General features: G+C 69.0%; 12 protein-coding genes. 6 read left to right on the top strand and 6 right to left on the bottom strand.

Translation table 11 applies throughout. The features are described 5' to 3' along the window. Positions 1-183: 183 nt before the first annotated feature. The 3 genes from recC to recD are packed head-to-tail and all read left to right on the top strand — an operon-like array spanning position 184 to position 9,085. Positions 184-3,531 (top strand): exodeoxyribonuclease V subunit gamma, encoded by a 3,348-nt coding sequence (recC, locus tag ACZK4H_RS21820; protein ID WP_099554189.1) that lies wholly within the window; start codon positions 184-186, stop codon positions 3,529-3,531. Further along, entirely contained in the window at positions 3,528-7,208 is a 3,681-nt protein-coding gene (gene recB / locus ACZK4H_RS21815) for an exodeoxyribonuclease V subunit beta (protein WP_099554191.1), read from the top strand. The genes recC and recB overlap by 4 nt, the downstream gene beginning before the upstream one ends. Continuing rightward, positions 7,205-9,085, top strand: coding sequence for an exodeoxyribonuclease V subunit alpha (gene recD / locus ACZK4H_RS21810; RefSeq protein WP_099554193.1), 1,881 nt, complete (start codon positions 7,205-7,207; stop codon positions 9,083-9,085). The genes recB and recD overlap by 4 nt, the downstream gene beginning before the upstream one ends. 384 nt (positions 9,086-9,469) lie before the next feature. Here the strand turns inward: recD and ACZK4H_RS21805 are convergent, their stop codons facing one another. The 6 genes from ACZK4H_RS21805 to ACZK4H_RS21780 all read right to left on the bottom strand — a co-directional run bounded on the left by ACZK4H_RS21805 (position 9,470) and on the right by ACZK4H_RS21780 (position 15,155). Beyond that, complete coding sequence (locus tag ACZK4H_RS21805) at positions 9,470-9,868, bottom strand: hypothetical protein (RefSeq protein WP_099554195.1); 399 nt, start codon at positions 9,866-9,868, stop codon at positions 9,470-9,472. 99 nt (positions 9,869-9,967) lie between these two features. Then, on the bottom strand, positions 9,968-12,007 hold the full coding sequence (locus tag ACZK4H_RS21800) for an FUSC family protein (protein ID WP_099554197.1): 2,040 nt from the start codon (positions 12,005-12,007) through the stop codon (positions 9,968-9,970). Positions 12,008-12,010: 3 nt separating this feature from the next. Further along, complete coding sequence (locus ACZK4H_RS21795; RefSeq protein WP_099554199.1) at positions 12,011-13,471, bottom strand: efflux transporter outer membrane subunit; 1,461 nt, start codon at positions 13,469-13,471, stop codon at positions 12,011-12,013. Then, the gene (locus ACZK4H_RS21790) at positions 13,468-14,385 is read right to left on the bottom strand and encodes an efflux RND transporter periplasmic adaptor subunit (RefSeq protein ID WP_164145954.1); all 918 of its coding nucleotides are present in this window, start codon (positions 14,383-14,385) and stop codon (positions 13,468-13,470) included. Before ACZK4H_RS21790 ends, ACZK4H_RS21795 begins: the two co-directional genes overlap by 4 nt. Further along, positions 14,382-14,591, bottom strand: coding sequence for a DUF1656 domain-containing protein (locus tag ACZK4H_RS21785; protein WP_005411696.1), 210 nt, complete (start codon positions 14,589-14,591; stop codon positions 14,382-14,384). Before ACZK4H_RS21785 ends, ACZK4H_RS21790 begins: the two co-directional genes overlap by 4 nt. A gap of 108 nt (positions 14,592-14,699) precedes the next feature. Further along, positions 14,700-15,155 (bottom strand): MarR family winged helix-turn-helix transcriptional regulator, encoded by a 456-nt coding sequence (locus ACZK4H_RS21780; protein WP_012481667.1) that lies wholly within the window; start codon positions 15,153-15,155, stop codon positions 14,700-14,702. 692 nt (positions 15,156-15,847) lie between these two features. On the opposite strand from ACZK4H_RS21780, the gene folE reads away from it, so the two are divergent. The 3 genes from folE (at position 15,848) to ACZK4H_RS21765 (ending at position 18,729) form a co-directional block, all read left to right on the top strand. Continuing rightward, positions 15,848-16,459, top strand: coding sequence for a GTP cyclohydrolase I FolE (gene folE / locus ACZK4H_RS21775; protein WP_004141296.1), 612 nt, complete (start codon positions 15,848-15,850; stop codon positions 16,457-16,459). Between the two features lie 112 nt (positions 16,460-16,571). Next, on the top strand, positions 16,572-18,041 hold the full coding sequence (locus ACZK4H_RS21770) for a DUF3375 domain-containing protein (RefSeq protein WP_099552818.1): 1,470 nt from the start codon (positions 16,572-16,574) through the stop codon (positions 18,039-18,041). Beyond that, on the top strand, positions 18,028-18,729 hold the full coding sequence (locus tag ACZK4H_RS21765; protein WP_099552819.1) for a DUF4194 domain-containing protein: 702 nt from the start codon (positions 18,028-18,030) through the stop codon (positions 18,727-18,729). The genes ACZK4H_RS21770 and ACZK4H_RS21765 overlap by 14 nt, the downstream gene beginning before the upstream one ends.

Here is an 18,729-nt window from a genome sequence, read left to right as displayed (position 1 = left end):
CATTAACGTTTTTTAGACATCGAAGGATCGGGCCAGCCGGCTGAACATAAGCAGACTGGACGGTCCAGTATTGTTGCACGGCAGGGCTTGGCGCAGGCCGGGACAATCGGCCGGCAGCCCGGAACAATCCGTACCGTCGATGGGCCGACCATTGAATACTGCCTGCCGTCCTGCACACTGTGCATGATGAGTGACCCAGGCAGCGATTTCCGCCTCTACCATTCCAACTCCCTGGACGTGCTGGCCGCGCTGCTGGCGCGCAACGTGCGTGCGCCGGTAACGGGCCAGCCGCTGCTGGCGCCGGAAGTGGTGCTGATCCCGCAGGTGGCGATGCGCCGCTGGCTGCAAGCGACACTGGCCGCCGAATTCGGCGTCGCTGCCAACCTCGAATTCCTCACCCCGGGCGAGTTCGTGGCGCGCGCGCTGAAGGCCAATGTCAGCGGTGAGCAGGACGATCTGGACGCGGCTGGCCTGCACTGGAAGCTGTACCAGGCACTGCGCGACCCGGCGTTGCTGGCGCAGCCACCGATGCGCGCGCTGCAGTCCTATCTTGCCGGCGGTGACGCATTGAAGCCGTGGGCGCTGGCCGGCGAGCTGGCCTCGGTATTCGAGAAGTACCAGGCATGGCGCCGTGACTGGCTGCTGCGCTGGGCAGCCGGTGCCGATCCGGCCGATCCGCAGGCGATCCTGTGGCGCACCATCACCCGCGGCCACGACTACCGCGCGCGTCGCATCCAGGAGTATCTGGACCGTTTTGAAGGCGCCGGCCAGCCGCTGCCGCGGGGGCTGCCGCCGCGCATGTCTGCGTTCGCGACGCTCAACATTTCGCCCGATGTGCTGCGGGTGATGGCCACCCAGGCGCGGGTGGGCGAACTGCACTTCTACATGCCCACCCCGGTGCAGTCGTACTGGGGCGACCTGCAGACGCTGGCCGAGCGCCTGCGCAGCGGCGCGCCCGATCCCTTCGGTGAAGCGGCCGGCGAGAACCGCCTGCTGGAAGCCTGGGGCGCGGCCGGGCGCGATTTCATGGCGGTGCTGGGCAGCTATGAGGTGGTGCACCCGGCCGGCGAGATCGCCGCCTATTCCGATCCGGAGGAGGACACCCGGCCGACCCTGGACGAAGGTGGCCTGTCCGACAGCCTGCTGCATCGCCTGCAGCGCGATCTGTTCCACCGCCGCGCGCTGCCCTCGGGCGAGCTGCGCGGGGCTCTGCGCAGCGACGATCCCAGCCTGCAGGTGCATGCCTGCCATACCCGCCTGCGCGAGCTGCAGGTGCTGCACGACCAGCTGCGCAGCCTGCTGCAGGACCCGCGCTTCGACCCGCCGTTGCAGGCGCGCGAGGTCGCGGTGCTGGCGCCGGATATCGATCCCTATGTGCCCTACCTGGAGGCGGTATTCGGTGGCCGGGGAGGCGACGAGGAGCACATTCCGTATGCGCTGGCCGACAGCAGCCCTCTGGCCGGCGAGCCGTTGGCCGATGTGTTCGTGCACCTGCTGGGCCTGCCGGTCTCGCGTTTCGGCCTGAACGAAGTGCTGGACCTGCTGGCCAGCGCGCCGCTGGCCGAAGCGGCCGGCCTGGAAGCGGTGGACTTCGACCGCCTGCACGGCTGGCTGCAACAGGCCGGCGCGCGCTGGGGGCTGGATGCGAAGCATCGCGACCAGCATCAGGCGCCAGCCGACGATGCCTATACCTGGCAGTTCGCACTGGATCGCTTGGTACTCGGCCATGCCACCGGCAGCGAGGCCGACCTGGCCGGCGTGGCGCCGTGGATCGAACTGGAAGGTGGCGCGTTGGACGCCTTGGACCGGCTGCTGCGCCTGCTGCGCGTGCTGGCGGTGTATCAGCGGCGCCTCGGCGAGCTGCTGACCCCCGCGCAGTGGCGGCAGCGCCTGCTGTCGCTGCTGGATGCACTGCTGCCAACCGCTCCCAGCTCGCCAAACAGCCAGCGTGCCCTTGAGCGCCTGCGCAAGCTGCTCAACCAGTTCGCTGAAGACGCGGCCAAGGCCGGTTTCGTGGACGGCGTGCCCCCGGAGGTGGTGCGCGCGCACTTCGCTGGCGCGCTGGGCGAGGCCGATACGCGTGCGCCGTTGCTGACCGGTGGCATCAGCTTCGGCCGCATGGTACCGATGCGCCTGCTGCCATTCCGGGTGATCTGCGTGCTGGGCCTGAATGATGGTGACTTCCCGCGCCGTGACCCGGCCGCTGGCCTGAACCAGCTGACCGCCGAGCTGGATACGCCGCGCCGCCGCCCGGGCGACCGCTCCACCCGCGAGGACGATCGCTTCCTGTTCCTGCAGCTGTTCGCCGCCGCGCAGGAGGTGTTCTATCTCAGCTATCTCGGCGCTGATCCGCGCGATGGCAGCGTGCGTGAGCCGTCAGTGCTGGTCAGCGAACTGATCGATGCTGCTGCCGCGTATCACCTCGATCCGGCTGCGGCGGTCCGTGACTTCATCGTCCGTCATGCCTTGCAGCCGTTCTCGCCAGCCGCGTTTGGTGATGGCGACCCGCGTCGCTTCAGCTATCGCCGCCAGTGGCATCCGGCCGCCGGTCGCCTCACCGGCCGCCGCGGTGGCCTGCAGCCGTGGTTCGACGCACCGTTGCCGCCGCCGGCCGACGATGCGGTGGAAGACGAGGTCGCGCTCGATACCCTGCGCCGCTTCCTGTGCGACCCGGCCGGGCAGTTTCTCGCACAGTCGCTGGGCCTGCGCCTGGCCGACGAGGTCGAGGAGGTGGATGACCTGGAACCGCTGGTGCTGTCTTCGCGGGGGCCGGAAAAGCGCAGCGTGCAGGCCGCGGTGGTGCGCGCCACGCTCAGCGGCGATACCGAGCCGTTGTACCCGCGGCTGCGCGCGCGCGGCCTGCTGCCCTCGGGTCCATTGGGCGAGCGTCAGTTCGAGGTGGAGCAGTTGAAGACGCGTCCGTATGCCAGTGCGCTGCTGGGCTGGGTGCAGGGCGAACCGCTGGAGAGCCGTCGCTACGAAGTGGACATCGACGGTGTGCGCCTGCATGGCCGCGTGGCCGATCGGCATCCCGAAGGGCTGGTGCGCCTGCGTGCCGGCACGCTCAATGGCAATGCAGTGATCCGCCAGGGCCTGGACTGGCTGCTGGCCAACGCCGCCGGCGACGCATTGCCGCTGGTGCAGTTCCACGATGGCGGTGACGCCGGTCCCGGCCCGCATGTGCTGCCGGCGCTGAGTGTTCCCGCTGCGCGCGCGGCACTGCGTGCGCTGCTGCAGCTGCGCCAACGCGGCCTGCGCGAGCCGCTGCGCTTCGCCCCGTATACCGGTTGGGTGCTATACAACGCACCGACAGAAAAACAGCGAAGCGAAGGCTGGAAGCAGTGGCACGGCAGCGACCGCACCTGGGGTGAATCCAGCAGCGACGCCTGGCAACTGCTGCTGCGCGGTGCCGACCCGTTCGCTACCGATGCCAGCTATGCCGACCTGCTGCGCAACAGCCAGGTGGTCTTCAGTGCGGTGCGCGAAGGCCGCACTCTTGGCACCGAAGCGCGCCAGGAGGGCAACGCATGAACACCGCCATCGCCGAAGACGGCATCGAATCCCTCAGCCGCGATCCCTATCTGGCGCTGCCGCTGGAGGGCATCCGGCTGATCGAAGCCAGCGCCGGCACCGGCAAGACCTTCACCCTGGCCACGTTGTTCACCCGCCTGGTGGTGGAGCAGGGCCTGCGCATCGGCCAGATCCTGGCGGTGACCTTCACCGATGCCGCCACCCAGGAACTGCGCAAGCGCATCCGCGAGCGGCTGGCGCTGGCCGCGCGCCTGGTCGATCTGGAACCGGCCGAGGGCGAAGCACCGGACGTGCGATTGACCCGCGACGTGCTGCAGCGCCATCTGCACGGCGGCTCCGAGAACTCCACCGCACTGAAGCGCCGCCTGCAGGTGGCCGCCGACGAGATCGACCTGGCGTCCATCTTCACCATCCACGGCTTCTGCACCCGCGTGCTGCGCGAGCATGCGCTGGAAAGCGGCCACACCTTTGATCCGCCGGAACTGCTGGGTAGCGATCGTGAACTGCTGGAGGAGCTCGCGGCCGATCTGTGGCGCGTGCATGCCAACGACCCGGCCACGCTGGAGCCGCTGACCTGGCTGTGGTCCAACCCGGACGCGCTGGCCGCCGATCTGCGCGCGCTGCTGGGCACGCCGCCGCTGCACCCGTTGCCACGGCCGGTGGCGCTGGCCGATCCACACCCGGCATTGCAGAGCGCGGCGGAAGCCCTGTCCGCAAGCGTGCGCGAGCATGGCGAGCAGTTCTTCATCGACCTCTGCGATGCAGTCGACAACAAGTGGCTCAACGGCGTGTCGTACAAGCTTGGCTGGCTGCACCCACTGGGCCGGCAGCTGCTGGGTTGGGCCGGGCGCGGCGACCCGCGCGAGCTGCTGGCCAGCGATCGCCTGCCGGCACTGCTGCCGGAGGTGCTGGCCGACAAGACCAACAAGAAGTTCCCGGATCGCACGCCGTCGTCGCCGCTACAGGCGCCGTTGGCGCGCTATGTCGCGCTGCTGGCTGAACGCGATGCTTGGTTGCGTGCCACAGCGCTGAATTTCCTGCACGCGCTTCGCGCCGAAGCCGCGCAGCGCCTGCAGGCGCTGAAGCGCACGCGCCGGGTGCAGACCTACGACGATCTGATCGATGGCGTAGCGCTCGCCCTGGAAGGCCCGCAGCGGCTGACGCTGGTCAAGCAGCTGCGCGCGCAGTACCGAATCGCGCTGGTCGATGAGTTCCAGGATACCGACGACCGCCAGTGGGGCATCTTCCACACCGTGTTCGGCGATTCGCCGGAGGTGCGCGAGCTGGGCCTGGCGCCGGCGCTGTTCCTGATCGGCGACCCCAAGCAGGCGATCTACGGTTTCCGCGGCGGTGATATCCACACCTACCTGAAGGCCAAGCAGGTGGCGCAGCAGGCGCCGGTGCTGGACCAGAACTTCCGCTCGCGACCGTCTGTGCTGCGCGCGTTGCAGGCGCTGTACGACAACGGTGGCGAAGACGCCTTCCTCGAACGCGACATCCGGTTCGAGCCGGTGCGTTCCGGTGGCGTGCGTACCGACGAGGACTACCAGCGCGACGGCCATGCCGCCGCGGCGCTCACCCTGCGCGTGCTGCGCAGTGGCGGCGACAAGGCGATGAGCGCCGATGCCTCGCGTGATGCGGCGACCCAGGCCTGCGTGGCCGCGATTCACCAGATCCTGGTCGAGGCGCGTGCGGGCAATGCCATGTTGCGTGGGCGACCGGTGCAGCCCGGTGATATCGCGGTGCTGGTGCGCTCGCATCGCGAGGCCACCCTGGTACAGCGCGCGTTGGCTGCGGTCGGTATCCCGGCGGTGGCGGCCGGCAAGCAGAGCCTGTTCGCCACTGCTGAAGCGCGCGATCTTCGCGCGCTGATGCTGGCGCTGCTGCAACCGGCCGACGAAGGCCGCCTGCGTGCGGTGCTGGCCACCGTGCTGCTTGGCCAGCGCGCAAGCGCGATCGCGGCGATGGAGCGCGAGGGCGACCTGCAACGCGGGTTCCAGGCGCAGCTGCTGCACTGGCGGGAGCGCTGGCAGCGCGGCGGACCGTTCGCAGTGATTGCCGATGTCTGTGCCGCACAGGGTGAACGCTTGCTGGCGCTGATCGATGGCGAGCGCCGCCTGACCAACTACCTGCAGCTGGGCGAACTGCTGCAGGAAGCTTCGGCGCAGGCGCTGGGCATGCACGGGCTGCTGGACTGGCTGCAGGGGCAGATGGCCAGCGCCGACCAGGATGACGAGCAGCAGCTGCTGCGCCTGGAATCGGATGCGCGCCGCGTGCAGATCATCACCCTGCACAAGAGCAAGGGCCTGGAGTATCCACTGGTGTTCCTGCCGTTTGTCGGCATCGACGGCGGCGCACCGAACACCGCCTCGCACTGCATCGTGCACGTCGGCGGCCAGCGCCAGCTGCACTGGAAGCTGGACAAGGACGAGGCCTGGGAAGCGGCCAGCACGCAGCGTGAGCGCGAGCAGCGCGCCGAGGATGCTCGCCTGCTTTATGTAGGACTGACCCGTGCCGAGCATGCGCTGTGGATCGCAGTGGGTGATCTGGCCGGGCTCGGCAGGACGCGTCTGGCGCCGCTGCTGGGTGACCTGCAGGCGCTGCGCGCGCACGCCGATGTGCACATCGATGACAGTGAGGCACCAGCCGCGCTGCCGCAGCTGGCGGCTGAAGTGGAAGGTGACCTTCCGGCAGTGCGTGCTCTGACCCGGCGCGTGCCGCACGACTGGTGGGTGTACAGCTTCACCCAGTTGGCCCACGCCGATGCCGGTGCGGGCAGCGATATCGAAGCGGCGGCCACCGAGCTGCCGGCACCGGCCGCCGACGAACCGGCCGGCCCGGAGCTGCCGCTGGAACCGGCGCTGCCGGAACCCGCCGCAGCCGTCGAAGACAGCGTGCCGATCGATCCGCGTTTCATGGGCAGCCGTTTCGGCAATGTGCTGCATGAGGCGATGGAGAACGTCGACTTCGCCGCATGGGCGGATTGGCAGCCGGGCCGGGAAGCGCCCGAGGGGCAGGCCGAGGTGCTGCGCAAGGCGCTGCACGACGAAGGCTATGCCGATGTCGATCTGGACGATGGCGTGGCGGTGCTGGTGCCATTGGTTGGCCACACGCTTACCGTACCGCTGCCCGAAGGCGGCGCCCTGTACAGCCTGGCCGAAGGCGAGCGCCGCGCGGAAATCGACTTCCACTTCGCCATCGAACCGACCACGGTGCCGGCGCTGCTGCAGGTGCTGCACGCGCACGGCGTTTCCAGCGCGCGCCGGGGCTTCGGCCAGCGCCGCCGCCTGGAAGGGCTGATGACCGGCATGATCGACCTGACCTACGTGCGTGATGGCCGCTGGTACGTGCTCGACTACAAATCCAACCGCCTGCCCGGTTACAGCCCGGACCTGCTGGCCATTGCCATGCGCCATAGCGAGTACGACCTGCAGGCGCTGATCTACACCGTGGCGCTGCATCGCTGGCTGCGCTTCCGCCTGGGTGTGGCCTACGACTACGAGCGCGACATGGGTGGTATCCGCTACCTGTTCTGCCGCGGCCTGGATGCTGCCGGCAACGGCGTGCATGTGGACCGCTTCCCGCTGGCGCTGGTGGATGCACTCGATGCGCTGTTCGCTGGTGGCGAACAGGCCCAGGCCGAGCTGGCCGCACGTGCGCGTGGAGCCAGCGCATGAGCCTGCTGAAGGAACTGCACCAGAAGGGCCAGCTGCGTACCCTCGATCACGCGTTGGCGACCAGCCTGCAGCGGCTGCGCGACGACACCCCGGACAGCGTGGCGCTGGGGGCCGCGTTGGCCTCGCTGGCGGTGTCGCAGGGCCACGCCGCGTTCGATCCGGCACAACCGCAGCGGTTGCTGGAAGGCGTGCCCGAGTGGCCTGCCGCGCAGGACTGGTTGGCACAGTTGCGTGCATCACCGTGGGTGGCGACGCCGGAGCAGGCCGAAGCAATCGCCGAGGACGCGCCGCTGGTGCTGGAGAACGGCCTGCTCTACCTGCGCCGCTATCGCGAGTACGAACGGCAGTTGGCCGCCGGGCTGCAGCGCATCGGCCGGTATCCGCTGCCGGCACCGGACATGGCCGCGCTGGCACCGTTGTTCGCGCAGCTGTTCCCGCAGGCATCGGGCACTGAAGATCACCAGGCACGCGCCGCCGGCGTGACCCTGCGCCATCCGCTGGCACTGGTCACCGGCGGCCCAGGCACCGGCAAGACCACCACCATCGCGCGCCTGTTGCTGCTGCTGGCCGCACAGGCCCGGCACGCTGGCCAGCCGCTGCCCGAGGTGGCGCTGGCCGCGCCTACCGGGCGCGCCGCCGAGCGCATGGCCGAGAGCCTTCGCGTCGCCGTGCAACGCCTGCAGGAACAAGGACTGGACCCGACGCTGTGCGCGGCATTGCCCAGTACCGGCACCACCCTGCATCGCCTGCTTGGCGTGATTCCCGATTCGCCGCGCTTCCGCCACCACGCCGACAACCCGCTGCCGGTGGATGTGGTGGTGGTGGACGAAGCGTCGATGATCGATCTGCCGCTGATGGCCAAGCTGGTCGATGCGATCGCCAGCGGTACCCGGCTGATCCTGCTCGGCGATCCCGATCAGCTGCCGTCGGTCGAGGCTGGTGATGTGCTCAGCGCGATCCTGCGTGCCAGCGGCGATGGCATCGGTACCCGCGCCGACGACGCGCAGGCGCTGCATGGCCTGTTGGCACCGGCCACGCTGCAGCCACAGGCGGCACCACGCGCCTTCGCTGGCCGCCGGGTGCAGTTGCAGCGGGGTTACCGGCAGAGCGATGCGCTGGACCTGGCACCGCTGGCGCATGCCGTGCGCGAAGGCGACGGCAGTACCGCATTGCAGCTGCTGCGCGGTGGGTCGCTGGCTGGCGTGCATTTCCACGAAGGCGAAGCCGATCCACTGCGTGGCGAGCGCGAGCACCTGCTGGGCCACTGGCGCGCGCTGGCCGGCGCGGTCGATCCAGTGCTTGCCCTGCAGCAGGCTGGGCGCCTGCGCGTGCTGACCGCGTTGCGCGAAGGCCCGCAGGGTGCGCGCGGGCTCAACAGCCGCATCGAACAGCTGCTGGCCGGCAACACCCCGGGCTACTTCCAGGGCCGCCTGCTGCTGGTCACCGAGAACAGCTACCGGCACCGCCTGTTCAACGGCGATATCGGCATCTGCCTGCGCGATGGCAGCGGCGCGATGGTGGCCTGGTTCCCCGGCGACACCGTCGACCAGCCGCGCGCCTTCCACCCGGCCGCGCTACCTGCGCATGAAAGCGCCTTTGCGATGACCGTGCACAAGGCACAGGGCTCGGAGTTCGATGAAGTGTGGCTGCAGCTGCCACGCCAGGACAGCCGCGTGCTGTCGCGCGAACTGGTCTATACCGGCCTGACCCGCGCCCGCCAGGTGCTGCATGTGGCGGGCAGCGCAGAGGTGCTGCAGGCCGCGTTGAAACGCCACGCCAGCCGGTTGGGTGGCCTGGCCTGGCGGCTGGGTGCGGAAGCGGTGGCCGAACAACCAGTGCGCATCGAACAGCCCACGGTGCAGGGCCAGTTGTTCTGAATCGGGGTCGGATCCCGTTCCCATCGGGAACGGGCTCTGGCCCCTTCACCTGATCGCCAGGCAGAACCAGTCGAGCATGGCTCGACTCTACAACAGCGTACTTCGATCATTCCGACGTTCATCCACGCATGCCGTGGATCTACCGTGTCGACCAAGGTCGACACCCACCAGAGCAGAACGCCGTGCCGACAGATCGCAGGAAACTGTCGAAGGCGGGGTGGGTCCGGTTGAGGGGGCGTGAGCCGCATGGATGCGGCGACCGAGCTTACATGGACGTACTTGCAGCGTCCCCCTCAACCGGACCCACCCCGCCATCCCACGGATAGCCTGCTTTTGAATTTGACGTTGCCTCGGCAGGTGCAGGGCGCAGCCCTGCCGCCCCCGTCATTCAGCGATCAGTACCAGCCCATCCGGGAACACGATCGCCGCTTCATCAGCACTCACGTCGAAGAAGCCCACGCCGTGCTTCTCGGCCAGGTCCTGCACGAGGCCATGCGCACGTTCGGCTACCGAATAGGAAAACGCGCCGTAGATCACTTGCTGGCCGATGCTGTACTCGGTCACCTCGGCACGGTCGTCATCATCGTTGCTCAACGGCCCGTTCAACGGCGGGAATTCCTGCGCCATCTCCGCGAACCACGCCTGCAGCGCCGGGCTGCTGACCGCCGGGTCGTCGTACTCGTGGCGCTCGTTCCACTGCGTCTGCTTCTCGAACCAGGCGATGAAAGCCGCCGCCTCACGTGGGGCGGCGCTGGCCTCGAACACCATCATGTCGTAACTCATTGGAGCTTCCTGTGCAGAGCGGGGGGGGGGGCAGAGCCTTCGCCCGCGGCGAAGGGTCCGACCCCGGCAATGGGTCCTGTGGACGCACAGGGTATCGCGCTAGAGCTGTTCGGCTGCACTCATGGCCAGGCCCGGCGCCAGCGCCTTCGCCTCCGGGAACAGCGCGAAGCGCAGGCCGATCAGGCCCATCAGGGCTTCATCGCGGGCCTTGCAGGCCGCAACGCTGCCGACCCGTCCCAGCGAGGTATCCAGCCGCTCGCGCAGCGCCTCGGCCGCCACAATCGGCTTGCGTGCGGTGATCTGCCGGCGGTAGTGCGCCGCGATTTCCTCCAGGATGTGCTCGACCGCCTCGCGGCTGCGCTCGGGCAGTTCCAGCCGGGCGCGGCGCAGCTGCAGGATGTTCAGGCCAATGCGCGCTTCATTGAGCATGTCCACCGAAGCGATGTCGCTGCCCTCCGGCGTCGCCGCCAGGCGCGGTGCGAGCAGGCCCAGCAGGTCGAGCATGCGTGCGGCGAAGCGCTGCCGGTCCTGCTGGCCACGACCTTCGGCGGCTTCGGCCAGCGTGGTCCAGCCCTGCCGCACCAGCCGGCGCGCGGTCCACTCGGCACCCACCGAACGGAACAGGCGCGTCATCACCACCGCAAAGCCAATGCCGATGAACATCGCGATCGACGAATTGAGGAAGGTCTGGATATTGGCGCTGTAGGTGTTCTGCAGGCTCAACAGTGCGGCCAGGTTCACCGTCAGCGGCAGCGCGAACAGCGCGCTCTTGGGGTGGTGCAGCATCAGCCCCAGCGGCAGGAACGCCACCGCCAACACCAGTGCCAGCAGGCCGAAGTCGTGCACCGCCGGGAACACGCCGAACAGGTACACGCCGGCCACCACCGAGGCGACCATCGCCCACACCAGGAACGACACCATGCTCGGTGCCGGATCGTCCTGTGCGGCGAAGAACGCGGCGGTCACCGCGGCCATCATCGCGCCGTTGCCACCGCCTTCCCAACCCAGCGCGATCCACAGCACGCAGTAGCTCATCAGTGCCACGCCGGCACTGAGCGCGGAGAACAGCGCCATGCCGTAGTCGACGTGCTTGTCGGCAGCCACGCGCTCGGTGCGGATGCGGTAGTGCGCGCGGTCCAGCGGCGCGGTGCCATGGTCGATCGCGTGCTGCAGGGTGCGGCAGTCCTGCCACAGGTCGACCAGTTCCTCCAGGCGCAGCAGCAGGCTGGCCAGCTGCAGGTGCTGCAGGTCGCGATCCACCTGCGGCTTCAGTGCGCTGATGCGCGCGCGCAGGCGGGCGTACTCGCTGGCGTTGGTCGGGCCATCCAGCCAGTCATGGATATCGTCGACCAGTGCCGGCAGCCCTTCGGGCAGGGCCTGGCCGTCGCTGCGCAGCGCACTCAGGCGATCGGCAATCGAGGACAGCACCGGCAACAGCAGCAGCATGCGCTCGCGCAGGCGCTCCATCGACACCGCCGAACCGGCATGGCGCGGATCATCGCGGCGCAGGAACTCGATCAGCGCCTCGAACTGCACCAGGTCGGCGGCGAGCCGGTTGCGCGGCGCATGCGCGCGGCCACGTTCAAGGATCTGCCGGCACCACTGCGCGGCGTCCTCCATCCAGTTGCCGATGCGGGCGCGCAGCATCGGGCGTACCGAGGCCGGGAACAGCAGCGAAGCAAACAGCACGGCCACCACCGTGCCGAGGATGATCTCCTCGCTGCGTGCCACCACCGTGTCGAAGATGGTTTCCGGCGAGGTTACCGCCGGGAAGCCGATGAAGGCGGTGGTGTAGCCGGCCAGCAGGAACGCGTAGCCGCGCGGCCCGCGGTTGAGCAGGGCCATGAACAGGCAGCCGGCCAGCCAGATCGACATCGCCGCGCTCAGCACCAGCGGCGTTTCCACCAGCGCCGGCAGCACCAGCAGGGTGGCCAGGCCGGCCACCAGGGTGCCAACGATGCGGTACACGCCCTTGGCCCGGGTTGGGCCCAGCAGCGGCTGGCTGACGATGTACACCGTGCCCATCGCCCAGTACGGGCGCGACAGGTTGCCGGCCATGGCGATGTACAGCGCGGCCACCGCGGCCAGGTAGGTCTTGATCGAGAACAGCCAGGCCTGGCGGTCGGTCAGCGCGTTCATGGCTTACTTCGCTGCGGTCGGGGTGCCGGTCGCGGCGGCGCTGGTCTGCCAGCCGCCACCCAGCACCAGGAACAGGTGGATCTGGTCGCGCGAGACCTGCGCTTCGGCGGCGGCCAGGGTGGCGTCGCTGGTGGCCAGGCTGCGGTCGGCATCCAGGCTCGACAGGTACGGCGTGCGGCCGCCCTGATACAGCCGGCGGTTCTGCTCGGCGGCCAGCGCGGCCTGCTCCTGCGCGATGCGCAGCGACTGCAGCCGGCGCAGGTCCTGCGCATAGCGGTCCAGCGCGGTCTGGGTCTCACGCAGCGCCTGCAGCACGGTGTGGTCGAACTCGGCCAAGGCGGCGTCGGCACCGGCTTCGGCGGCGTGGATGCGTGCGTGGGTGCCGGACGACGGCAGCGTCCACGAGATCAGCGGGCCGATCGACCACTGCTGGGTCATTGGCGTGCCGAAGTCCTCCAGCAGGCCGGCGGCACCGAGCGAGGCCCCCAGGCGGATGTCCGGGTACAGCTCGGCGGTGGCCACACCAATCCGCGCCGTGGCCGAGGCCAGCTTGCGCTCGGCCTGGCGCACGTCCGGGCGGCGCTGCAGCAGTGCGCGGCCATCACCGACCGGCAACGGCTGCGCCAGGTGGGGGGCATGTGCACAGTCGATCACGCCGACCGGCAGCTGGCCCGGTGTCTGGCCCAGCAGTGCGGCCAGCGAATACGCCGCTGCAGAACGCTGCGCGTGCAGCGGCGGCAGTGCAGCTTCCAGCAGCGCCACCTGGGCATTGGCGCGGGCCAGTTCCGGTGGCGTGCCGCGACCGGCCGCGATCAGGCGCTCGGTGACCGTGCGGCTGCGCTGCTGCAGTTGCAGCGAATGCTCGGCCACGTGCAGTTCGTGGTTGGCATGGCAGATCTCCAGGTAGCTGTCGGCCACCTGTGCCACCACGCTGACCTGGGCCAGGTCGCGCGCCGCAGCGACCGACTGCTCGTCGGCACGCGCTGCTTCGGCGCCGCGCTTGAGCTTGCCGAACAGGTCGAACTGGTAGCTGACCGCGAACTTGCCATCGGCCAGGTTGATCACCGGCAGCTCGTGCTCCTGCAGGAACGATTCGGCCGACAGCTGCGCGCGGCTGACGCCGGCCTCGGCCTCGTACTCGAAGCCACCGGCGTCCAGCGCCTGTTCGTACACCGCTGCGGCACGGCGCAGGTGCGCATCGGCGGCCTTCAGTTCCACGTTGTCGCGCAGCGCCTGGGTGATCAGGCCATCCAGCACCGGGTCGTTGTACAGCGACCACCAGCGGTCGGGCAGCGCCTGGTTGGCGGCGATCTGCGGGTTCTGGGTATCGATGAAGGCCGCATTGGCCTGCGGGCGCTTGAACGCCGAGCCTTCCGGCAATGCATAGTCCGGGCCGACGGTCCTGCACGCGGCCAGGCTGGCCAGCGCGACGATCAGGCCGAGACGGGGCAGGGCGGCGTTCACAGGCCCGCCTGTGTCGGCGCGGTGCCGGCCTTGTCGTTGTGCGGATGGCGGCCGGTGTCCACGGTCACCGTGGCGGTGCGACCGGCGATCAGTTCCACGCCCTTGGGTACTTCGTCGATGGCGATGCGCACCGGAATGCGCTGCGCCAGCCGCACCCAGTCAAAGGCCGGGGTCACGTTCGGCAGCAGGGTGCTGCCGTTGCTGCGGTAGCGGTCCTCGATGCCGGCGGCGATGCTCTCGACATGGCCGCGCAGCGGGGCCGATTCGCCCATCAGGCGGATGTCCACGCTCTGCCCCGGGGCCACGCCGCGCAGGCGGGTTTCCTCGAAGTAGCCATCGATGCGGAACGAGCCGGTATCCAGCAGCGCCAGCACCGGCTTGCCGGCCACCACGTAGTCGCCTACGCGCATGGTGCGGTCGTTGACCCGGCCGTCGGCCGGTGCGCGCACCTCGGTGCGGCCCAGGTTGAGCTCGGCCAGGTCGACCGCCGCCTGTGCGGTGGCCAGCGCGGCCTGTGCGGCCTGCAGCTTGGCGCGGCGCACTTCGGCGTCCTCGGCGGCGACCAGGTCCTGCAGGCTGCGGTCACGGCCGATCTCGCGGCGCAGCTGTGCCACCGAGGCCTGGCGCTCGCCCAGGCTGGCGCGGGCCTGCTCCAGCGCGATGCGGTAGCGGGCGCGGTCGACCACGAACAGCAGGTCGCCCTTCTTCACCGCCTGGTTGTCGGCCACCTGCACCGTTTCCACCAGCCCGGACACGTCCGGCGCCACCTGCACCACGTCGGCGCCAACATGCGCATCGCGGGTCCACGGCTCATCCATGTAATAGACCCACAGCTGGCGCAGCACCAGCAGGGCGACGATCACCGCCGCGCTGGTCAGCAGTATGGGAAGGGTCTTCTTCACGATCTTGTTCACGATTGCATCCAACGCAGGAGGTGGAACAGCAGGCCAAGCACGATCCCGTACAGCGCCAGGTTGAACAGTGGCGGGTGCCAGATATGGCGATAGGCACCGGCACGCTGCAGCAGCGCGTGCAGGCCGCTGTTGACCAGATAGGCCAACAACATCAACCCGAGCAGGGTCGGGACAAACACTCCGTGGAGACTGAATTCACCAGGCATCGGTAGGGGCGGGGGCGAGGAGGGGGAGGGGAGGGACAACAGAACAACGGCAACGGGCAAAAGCCGCTGGCGTGTGCACGGCAGCGGCGGTGTTCGGGGGCAGCGGTCTTACGTGATGCGGTCGGCGGCCTCGGCCAGCAGGCGCCATGCCTTCAGCACGGCGTGCAGTTCATCCATGGAAAGCTCGCCGAACACGTCCTGGCGCAAGCCGATCAACTGGTCTTCAAGTTCGCTGACCAGCGCATGGCCTGCGTCGGTCAGCCACAGCAGGTTGGCGCGGCGGTCGCTGGCGTCGCTCTCGCGGCGGACCAGGTCGCTGGCGCACAGCTTGTCCAGCAGGCGCACCAGGGAAGGGCCTTCCATGCCCAGCTGCTGGGCCAGCGCCACCTGGCGGATGCCACCGCCGGAGCGGCCGATCATCAGCAGCGGCATGGTGCAGGCGGTGGAGATGCCGTAGCTGCCGAGCCGGCTGTCGGCCAGGCGCTGCCACTGCCGCCCTGCGTACAGCAGGCCGGAGCTGAGCTGCATCTGCAGCACGGTGCGCTCGTCGAGGGGTCGGTCCATAAGAGATAGATAGGATACTACTAATTTCATTCCTATCAATAGGTTTTTATGAATGGGTGGGGTGTAGTGAGGAAAGCGTTGCGCCTGTTGGCTATCGGTTGGGGTGGCGGAGGGCCGGACGGGGCAGGGCACGCTGCAAGTACGTCCATGTAAGCTCGATCGGCGCATCCATGCGCCTCACGGCCCTGTCCCGCCCGGCCCTCCGCCACCCACCCCACATCCCCCGAGCGCGGTGGGTTGGCTCTTAGAAGCAAGAGCAGAAGCAGTGCGGACCAACGGTCCGCACCCACCAAGGCAGAAGAGACCACAGCAGCGGCGCGCTGCTTCCGAAGCCATGAACCCCCGCTTTTGACCCCGCTTTCGGGCGGTCCGGCCGCGCCCGCGGGAAACCGTCAGGGAGGGGGAGAGGGGGCTGCGCAGGACCGTTGGCGCCATGGATGGCGCCATCGAGCCCTCAGGGGGGAGGGCGCTTTGCTTGCGAGGCATGCCTCGCAAGCGACCGAACGCACAGCCGCCAGCGGCTGGGCCGGACCCCGGAGGGGGGTTCACGGCGTGTCCTGCGCAGCCCCCTCTCCCCCTCCAAACCGATAGCAACGAGGCGCCGCAAGAACCCCCCGATGAACCGTCCCAACAGGACGACCCACCCCCCGGTCGGGTACGATGCTCGCCCCCCGTTCGGGACGCTGTACGCAATGAGCAAGAACAACGAAAAGGCCGCCCCGCAGGGCGACGTGACCCAGGACCAGGCCGAGGATGCCGTGCGCACCCTGCTGCGCTGGGCCGGTGAGGACCCGTCCCGTGAAGGCCTGCTGGATACCCCCCGCCGTGTCGCCGAAGCCTATGGCGACTGGTTCAGCGGCTACCGCGATGACCCGCGCGCCTACATGGAGCGGACCTTCGAGGAAGTGGCCGGCTATGACGAACTGATCGTCCTGCGCGACATCGAGTACGAAAGCCACTGCGAACACCACATGGCGCCGATCATCGGCCGCGTGCACGTCGGCTACCTGCCGGCCGGCAAGGTGGTGGGCATCAGCAAGCTGGCCCGCGTCGTCGAAGCCTATGCCCGCCGTTTCCAGGTGCAGGAGAAGATGACCGCGCAGATCGCCCAGTGCATCCAGGATGTGCTGCAGCCGATCGGCGTCGGCGTGGTCGTCGAAGGCGCCCACGAATGCATGACCACCCGCGGCATCCACAAGCGCGGCGTCAGCATGGTCACCTCCAAGATGCTGGGCAGCTTCCGCGACGACGCGCGTACCCGCGCCGAGTTCCTGCGCTTCATCGAAGTGGGCGGCAAGCGCTGAGCCGCTTGCCCGCACCCCGCCGGCCCCTGGTGGCCGGCATGCCCACGGCTGCCTGCGCGGCCGCCGTGGGCGGCTGCTCGTCCCCGCCAGCCCTCATGACTCCTTTCGCTGCATGAAGCACCGCGAACGCATCTCCCGTTACCGCCATCTGCGCGAACAGCCCCAGTGGAAGCTGCTCGCCGCCGACCACGCTCCGGAAATCATCGGCCTGCTGCAGGGCCTGCTGATGGACGGCGAGCGCACGTTGCCTTCGTCGGTGCTCAACGAGCGCCTGCAGCGTGCGCTGGACCAGCTCAACGGCGACGAACTGTCGCGCGACCTGCCGCGTACCGCGCAGGCCTACATCGCGCACTGGTTGGCCCAGGGCTGGCTGGAACGCCGTCTGCCCGATGGTGCCGACCAGGAACAGTACGAGCTGTCGACCGCGGCGCTGCAGGCCATCCGCTTCGCCGACGGCCTCGAGCAGGCCCGCGTGGCGGCCACCGAAAGCCGGCTGGCACTGGTCATCGAGCAGCTCTCGCAGCTGGCCGCGCAGACCGAGTCCGATCCGGACGCACGCCTGTCGGCACTGCGCGACGAGCGTGACCGCATCGACGCCGAGATCGCCCGCGTCGGTGCCGGCCGCGTGATCGCGCTGGATGGCAAGCGCGCGCTGGAACGTGCGCGCCAGATCATCGGCCTGGCCGACGAGCTGACCGAGGACTTCCGCCGCGTGCGTGATGACTTCGAGCAGCTCAACCGCGATTTCCGCGAACGCATCATTGACGACGAGGGCGAACGTGGCGACGTGCTGTCGCAGCTGTTCGAAGGCGTGGACGTGATCGGCGAGAGCGATGCCGGCCGCAGCTTCCAGGCCTTCTGGCGGCTGCTCAACGACGCCGAGCAGAGTGCCCAGCTCGATGCCGCGCTGGAAGCGGTGCTGGCGCGTGGCTTTGCCCGCCGCCTGGACCGCAACGAACGCAACTTCCTGCGCGGCTTCACCAGCACCATGCTCGAACGCGGTGGCCAGGTGCACGATGTGCTGCAGAACTTCGCACGCAGCCTGCGCGGCTTCGTGCAGAGCCGTGGCTATCTTGAACAGCGCCGCCTCAACCAGCTGCTGAAGCAGGCACAGTCCGAAGCGCTGGCCCTGCGCGACGAGTTCCCCGCACAGCGTGGCATCGGCCGTGACCTGCAGCTGACCACCAGCCGCCTGCGCTCGTGGTCGCAGTGGAGGCTGCACGATCCGCGCAGCGCCCAGGTCGATGGCAACGTCGAGTACAACGATGCGGCCGCGATCAGCCTGGAAAGCGTCGGCGATCTGGTCGCTTCGTCCGAAATCGACTTCCGCACCCTGCGCCGCGACCTGCACGACCTGCTTGATGCACAGCCGCGGCTCAGCATCGCCCAGGCCCTGTCGCAGCGCGAGGCGCCGCAGGGTCTTGGCAGCGTCATCGGCTACCTGTCGCTGGGCACGCGCTTCGGCAACGTGGTCGCCGGCGAGCAGGAGCTTGCGCAATGGCGTGGTGGCGACGGCCAGATCCGTCGCGCCCGCATCCCGCTGGTTTGGTTCACCCAGGAGAGACGCCATGAGCTGGCATGAAGATCCCATCGACGCACCGCAGGCCGACGTGGCGGAAGACGCCTACGAGGCCGAGCCGGTGGCGACCGTGGCGCAGCCCCGCCGTGGCAACGACGTGTACTACCTCGGCGATACCGGTCGCCTGCCGCTGGATGCGCGCCGTGCGCTGTGCCAGCTGCTGATCGGCCCCAGCATCGACCAGCTGCGCCACGCCAAGCTGTGGCCGGCGCTGATCCGCAGCGAAGCGGCCATCCGCTCGTCGCTGGCGGACCTGTTCCTGGAACTGGTGCTCGACCGTGACAGCGGCGTGGCCTTCACCCGCCAGGCCGATACCGAAGACGTCGATGCGCCGGTGCTGCTGCGCACCTCGCCGCTGACCTTCATCGATTCGGTGCTGTTGCTGTACCTGCGCCAGCAGCTGGCCGAGGCCGATGCGCGCGGCAACCGCGCGGTGGTGGCTGACGCCGAGATGGCCGAAGCGCTGGCCATCTACGAAAAGAACCTGTCCACCGACCGCGCCGGCTTCAACCGCCGTGTCGCCTCGGCGGTGCAGAAGATGAAGGACAACCACATCCTGACCCGCCTCAGCGGCCAGGAAGACCGCCACGAAGTCTCGCCGGCGCTGAAGCTGCTGTTCTCCGCCGAAGACGTGTCCCAGCTTTCGGCGGTCTACCGCCAGCTGCGCGAAACCCCGGCCGCCGAGGCCTGA

The organism is Stenotrophomonas sp. 78350_Sma, assembly GCF_056482105.1.
The sequence above is the reverse complement of the archived record's forward strand: the minus strand, read 5'-3'. Positions and strand labels throughout refer to the sequence as shown.